Annotated in this window: 6 protein-coding genes and 1 pseudogene; 6 read left to right on the plus strand and 1 reads right to left on the minus strand. The window is 71.6% G+C overall.

Going from position 1 to position 5,776, the window contains the following annotated elements; all coding sequences use genetic code 11:
- Window positions 1-70: 70 nt before the first annotated feature.
- A complete protein-coding gene (locus NBZ85_RS26540) occupies window positions 71-1,381 on the minus strand; it encodes an MFS transporter (protein WP_261562816.1) in 1,311 nt (436 codons plus the stop codon).
- A gap of 185 nt (window positions 1,382-1,566) precedes the next feature.
- On the opposite strand from NBZ85_RS26540, the gene NBZ85_RS26545 reads away from it, so the two are divergent.
- From NBZ85_RS26545 to NBZ85_RS26565, 6 genes and pseudogenes are all read left to right on the plus strand, one after another.
- Window positions 1,567-2,025, plus strand: a complete 459-nt coding sequence (locus NBZ85_RS26545; RefSeq protein ID WP_261560115.1) for a 6,7-dimethyl-8-ribityllumazine synthase — start codon at window positions 1,567-1,569, stop codon at window positions 2,023-2,025.
- A gap of 66 nt (window positions 2,026-2,091) precedes the next feature.
- Window positions 2,092-2,178, plus strand: a pseudogene (locus NBZ85_RS34140) (hypothetical protein); the annotation flags it as partial.
- Between the two features lie 59 nt (window positions 2,179-2,237).
- Window positions 2,238-2,486, plus strand: coding sequence for a hypothetical protein (locus NBZ85_RS33900; protein ID WP_261560117.1), 249 nt, complete (start codon window positions 2,238-2,240; stop codon window positions 2,484-2,486).
- A 294-nt stretch (window positions 2,487-2,780) separates the two neighbouring features.
- Window positions 2,781-3,248: a CBS domain-containing protein gene (locus tag NBZ85_RS26555; protein ID WP_261560123.1), complete on the plus strand. Its 468-nt coding sequence runs from the start codon at window positions 2,781-2,783 to the stop codon at window positions 3,246-3,248.
- The gene (locus NBZ85_RS26560; protein WP_261560125.1) at window positions 3,245-3,415 is read left to right on the plus strand and encodes a hypothetical protein; all 171 of its coding nucleotides are present in this window, start codon (window positions 3,245-3,247) and stop codon (window positions 3,413-3,415) included. The genes NBZ85_RS26555 and NBZ85_RS26560 overlap by 4 nt, the downstream gene beginning before the upstream one ends.
- Window positions 3,416-3,748: 333 nt before the next feature.
- Window positions 3,749-5,776: phosphatidylglycerol lysyltransferase domain-containing protein (locus NBZ85_RS26565; RefSeq protein WP_261562817.1), on the plus strand; the 2,028-nt coding region annotated here is incomplete at its 3' end.

Below are 5,776 nucleotides of genomic sequence, written 5' to 3' on the forward strand. Positions count from 1 at the left end.
GCCCTGACCCCCCTCGGCCGCAGCCTCGCCGAGCCGATCACCGCCCTGCGTCGCTGGACCGAGACCCACATCAACGAGATCGAACGCGCCCGCGCCGCGGCGGCGGACTGAACCTTCCGCCACTGTCGGTCTCCGGGAGAAACGGGCCAACCAGTCCGGGCCTGGGTTGCGCGGCGAGGTCGCGTCGCGGCAGCGCCAGGGGCGTGGACAGGATGAGCAGACCAGCGGCCGCGATCGCGATCCGCAGGCCGGTGATGCCTGCCAGCAGGCCCCAGAGTGCCGTCAGGGTGGCGATGCTGACTTTGCTGGTGACCGACCAGGCCGACAGCGTCCGGGCGACCCGCTCGGCATCGGTGTGCTCGAGCCGGTAGGTGGCGAACACGGGGTTGAACACGCCCATGCAGGCGACCAGGCCGAGTTGGACGGCGATGACGAGCACGATCCCGACCGTGCCGGGCCGGATGAAGGCCAACCCGAGCGACCAGCACGCCCGCAGTGCGCCGGCGACGAGCAGGACCCGATGTGCTCCGTGACGTGCGACGAGGGGCCGGGCCAGGCGGGAGCCGACGAGCCCACCCACGCAGGGCACCCCGAACGCCAGGCCGTACTGCCACGGCTCGAAGCCGAGGCGGCCGAGCATGAGGACTGCGACCAGCGGAGACGTCGCCATGATCAGTCCGTTGACCAGGATCGTGTTGACGAACAGCGACCGCAGCGCCGGGTGGCTCAGGATGTACCGCCAGCCCTCGGCGAGGTCGCGAACACGTGTCCTCGGTACGTCGGCCAACGCGGGGCGTGGCTCGCTTCCGCCGATCGCGCGGATCCCCGCTGCCGAGAGCAGGTAACTGACCGCGTCGGCCAGCACGGTCGTCACCGGTCCGAACAGCCCGATCGCGGCCCCGCCGAGTGGCGGCCCGACGATGGTGGCGGTCCAGGTCGTCGATTCGAGCCGGCCATTCGCGGCGAGCAGGTCCTCGCCCCGCAGGAGCGCTTTCACGTAGGCGCCACTGGCAGCCGTGAAGGCGATGTCGGCCGCGGCGACCGTCACCGACACCACGAGGAGCTGGGCGAAGGTGAGCCAGCCGAACGCGAACGCGGCGGGGACGCTCAGCACCGCGACGAACCGGGTCAGGTCCATCGCCACCATCACCGGCCGCTTGCGGCGGAACTCGACCCACGGTCCGAGCGGCACCGCCACCAGCGCCCCCGCCGCCAGCCCCGCCGCCGCGAGCACCGCCACCTCGGTCGGCCCGGCGTGCAGCACGAGGATCGCGATCAGGGGGAACGCGTCGAACGCCAGCCACGTGCCGAGGGAGCTGGCCGCGTACGCGGCCCAGAGCCACCCGAAGCGCCATCCCGCAGACCGTCCCGCGACCACCATCCGCCCCAGCCCTTCCCGACGCCTCCGGACAACATCTCGTTGACCAGAAGGATCCAAGTGGGCAGGAGAAGTGCGAAGCAAACAACCGCCGCGCCGGCGAGCCACAACTCCGGGTTGTGCGGCGACTCCAGTCGACCCTGACCTGGCTCCGTACGGTGTCGGTGCCGGTGTCGTAAACTTCCCGCATGAGCGTCGCCGAACAGCAAAAAATCGCCCTTATCCAGTCTATGTGGCATCACGACATCGTGGACCAAGCCCGTCTTGGATTCACGGCGGAGATAGTGAAGTTGGGACATGACGAGTCTCGCCTTGATTTTTTCCAGGTCGCCGGTGCATTCGAGCTGCCGTTGCATGTCGCTCGACTGGCCCGGACGGGGCGCTATGAAGCCATTGTGGCCGCGGGACTGATTGTAAACGGTGGCATCTACCGGCATGAATTCGTCTCTTCGGCGGTCATCGACGGCCTGATGCGTGCCCAGCTCGACTTGAATGTTCCAGTCTTCTCGGTGGTCCTGACTCCGCACAATTTCCACGATTCCGTCGAGCATGAGCAGTTCTTCCACGATCATTTCGTGAAGAAGGGGGCCGAGGCCGCTCGCGCCTGCACGGCAACGCTGGAATCGCTGCGGAATATTGAGAGCTAGTCCTTCGTTCCGAGGTTCTCGCACCATCAGGTTGAAGCTGCAGACCTCACGGTAACGTCGGGCGGCATGGATCTTGAGTCTGTGCGAACGTTCGTCTCCGTCTCGGACACCGGTCAGTTCCAGCACATCGCCGCCGAGATGGCGATCGCCCAGCGCATCGCCAAGCTGGAAGAAGATTTCGGCGTGCGACTGTTCACCCGCACCACGCATCGATGTCATCGAGGCAGTACGGGTCGTCGACGATCCCCACCAGCTCCTCACCGGTCCGACCGGCCACCCATTACGATCTGCGCCGCATCCCGTTGTACGACCCGACACCGGTCTACCCGCATTCCCTGATCTGGCATCGCGACAACTCCCACCCGGCGCTCGCCACGCTCCACCACCACCTCGCTTCGATCCGGTCCAGGCGGCGCGACACCGGGATCTGGACGCCGGCGTGGGCAACTCGACAGGTGTGAAAGAGCTGCGCGCGACCGCACCCCCGCGGGACCTCGGCTCCGAACACCGCGGCGCTGCGAGGTGAAAGCGCCGGCGCTGCAGCGCAGACCCAACCTTCCGCGGCCGCCGGGCCCTCTATGGGAATGGAGCCGGCAACGCCTTTGGGCCTCCAGGGATATTCTCTGATTCAGAATCGTGCGCGCAACGCGCGCTTTGTCCTGGTGCCACCGGCCCACGAGCTCCAGTCGTGCGATCGGCAGGTCCGACCTGTCGGGATAACCAGGCGGCCTGCCACCAGGACGGTCGTCGACGTCATGCGCAACGACATCCCGGTGCCGGTGATCTCCGCCGGCACGACCATCCACGAGGCGCTGGAACGGATGTTCGCCGCCGGGGCCCAGGTGTCGGCGGTGGAGGCGGGGTCCCATCTCGTCGGCGTCATCCGCCTGGCCGATCTGGCGCAGCGGCTCGCCGCCGCCCAGGGCTCCCCGTCCATCGAGCGGATCACCGGGCTGATTCATCCGGCGGACTTCGTGTCTCCGGACGCGCCGCTGGAGGCGGTCCGACGCACGCTCGCCCGCGATCCCGCCGGGGTCGTCATCGTCCGCGGTCGGGATGGCCGGCGTCTCGGCTACGTCACCGCCGAACTCCTACTCACCAGCCCCGACCAGGACGACGGGCCGTCCGCTCCGTCCGTGGGCCAGCCGGGAACCGTCGCTCCCATTCTCCTGCCGTCCCGCCCGCCTCTCTCGAAGATCGGACGTCGCGCGACTGCCACGTGAGCGGCTCCTGTACGGGATCAGCGCTGGCCGGCCAGGGCACCACCGCGATCGGGGTGGTCGAGGTCGCCGACCTCGGGCCCGCGGACACGGTGCTGGTGCAGGCCGCCGAAGCCCACCGAGCCGCCGAACATCGCACCACCGTCGGAAAGACGGTTCTCCTTCCCTGACCGCCCGCGTCCCAGGGGTGATCAAGATGGTGGTCGAGGTGGAGCGGGGCGGCGAGCGAAAGCCCAGGCCCAGGCCCGTCGCGTCGCGCTGCGGCACCTCCAGGTGGCACCGAACTGCGACGTGACCCGGCCAAGGCGAACGTTCACCCCATGGACACGGCCGCGACCCGCCGCAATGACGACGTTCCGGCGCCGTGACCCAAGAGATGCCGAACCACCCGACCGGCGGGTGCGCGGGGGATGTACCGTACGCCGGTCCCGGCGTCCGAGAGATCGCGGCGCCCGGGACCGGTCGCCCCTGCCCCCGGTCGCGCCTTTGGAGTGCCTGTCAAGATGACGCGTCGCAAGGATGAGGCGGCGCCACCCGCCGCAACCACCGCCACCGCCGGTGGGCGCCTGCCCGTGCCTGCTCTCATCGCGACCCTCACCGCCCTCGTCGGGCTGATCGACGTCATCACCGCGATCAGCCACCGACCGACCGGGTGGACCTGGCTCGGCCGGTTGATCCCCGGGATGGTGACGCAGGCCGCGACCGGGACCAGCGTGGGCGCCGGCCTGCTGCTCATCGGGCTGGCCCACGGGCTGCGCCGGCGCAAGCGGCGGGCCTGGCGGGCGGCGCTGGCCCTGTCCGGTGCGGCCGTGCTGCTGGACCTCGCCCGGGGGCTCGCCGTCGTCCCCGCTGCGATCGACCTCGTCCCGTTCGCCGTCCTGATCGCCGCCCGGCGCCGTTTCCCCGCCGCCGGCGATCCACGGACCCGGTGGCGGGCGCTGGGCGCCCTCACCGCACTGGCCGCCGCGGACCTGACCGTCGGGCTCGCCCTCATCCACTTCCGCCACGGCAGCGGCGACCTCGGCGCGCACGTCGAGCACGTGCTGGCGGGCCTCGCGGGGATCACCGGACCGGTCCGGTTCGGCCGCGACGGCGACGGCGACCTCGTCGGCGCGGTCCTACTGGCCCTCGGCGCGCTCACCGTCGGCGTCCCCGGCTACCTGGCGTTACGGCCGGCCACCCCGATCGCCGCGCTGACGGCGGCCGACGGCACCCGGCTGCGGGCGCTGCTGACCCGCCACGGCGGCCGGGACTCCCTGGGCTATGTGGCCCTGCGGCGCGACCGCAGCGTGCTGTGGTCCCCGTCGGGCAAGGCCGCGATCAGCTACCGGGTCGTCGGCGGGGTGGCGCTCGCCGCCGGCGATCCGATCGGCGACCCGGAGGCCTGGCCGGGGGCGATCCGCCCGTTCCTCGACCTCGCCGCCGCCCATGCCTGGGTGCCTGCGGTCCTCGGCTGCAGCCCCGACGGCGGACGCGCCTACCAGCGGGCCGGCCTGCGGGTCCTCGAACTCGGCGACGAGGCGGTCGTGCGGACCGCGACGTTCAGCCTGGACGGGCGGGCGATGCGCGGCGTGCGGCAGGCCGTGGCCCGGGTCGAACGCGCCGGCTACACGGCCCGGATCGACCGGGTCGCCGACCTGGACCCCGCCGAACGGGCGGCGCTGGCGGACCGGGCGTCGGCCTGGCGTTCCTGCGGCACCGAACGCGGCTTCTCCATGGCGCTGGGCCGCGTCGGCGCCCCCGAGGATCCCGACAGCGTGGTCGTGCGGGCATTCCAGGACGGACGCCTGCGCGGCCTGCTGACCTTCCTGCCCTGGGGCTCGGACGGCCTGTCCCTGGACGCGATGCGCCGCGACCGGACCGCCGGGAACGGGCTGACCGAGTTCATGGTCGTCGCCCTGCTCCGCGACGCCCACCGGCTCGGCGTCACCCGGGTGTCACTCAACTTCGCCGCCTTCCGCGCCACCCTGGCCCGCGGTGAGCGCCTCGGCGCGACGCCCGCGCTGCGGCTGACACGCCGGCTGCTGCTCACCGCGTCCCGCTGGTTCCAGATCGAGTCGATCTACCGGTTCAACGCCAAGTTCGACCCGGACTGGCAGCCCCGCTACGGCTGCTACCCGACCACCCGCGATCTTCCCCGCGTCATGCTCGCCGCCCTGCGCGCCGAGGCCCTGCTCACCCGCCCCTCGCTACCCGGAGGCCGGCCGCGCCTGCCCTCGGCACCCCTCGGCCGCGAAAGCGAGCAGCCCAACCCGACACCCGTCTCCTCGACCGGTGGCTCCCCGGCTGGTGACTCCCCGGCCGCGGAATCGGCGGCAGGCGACGCCGCGGCCGACCACTCGCCACAGGCAGGATCCGCCGGGTCAGAGTCCGCAGGGTCAGAGTCCGAACGGGCGGGGTTCCCGGCACGGACCACCGGCCGCCGCAGAGATGGTCTACATCCGGCGGACGGCGGCCACTCCCGGGAGGCTCGACGCGGCCGGGAGCCCGGACAGGCCCACGAGGGCAGCCATCCCCGCGAGGGCGCCCGC

Source organism: Frankia tisae, from assembly GCF_025403405.1.
Taxonomy (GTDB): domain Bacteria; phylum Actinomycetota; class Actinomycetes; order Frankiales; family Frankiaceae; genus Frankia; species Frankia tisai.

Coding starts and splice junctions, on each gene's coding strand:
- NBZ85_RS33900 (WP_261560117.1), top strand. CDS start 2,238: ATGTCATCGAGGCAGTACGGGTCGTCGACGATCCCCACCAGCTCCTCA.
- NBZ85_RS26555 (WP_261560123.1), top strand. CDS start 2,781: ATGCGCAACGACATCCCGGTGCCGGTGATCTCCGCCGGCACGACCATC.
- NBZ85_RS26540 (WP_261562816.1), bottom strand. CDS start 1,381: ATGGTGGTCGCGGGACGGTCTGCGGGATGGCGCTTCGGGTGGCTCTGG.
- NBZ85_RS26545 (WP_261560115.1), top strand. CDS start 1,567: ATGAGCGTCGCCGAACAGCAAAAAATCGCCCTTATCCAGTCTATGTGG.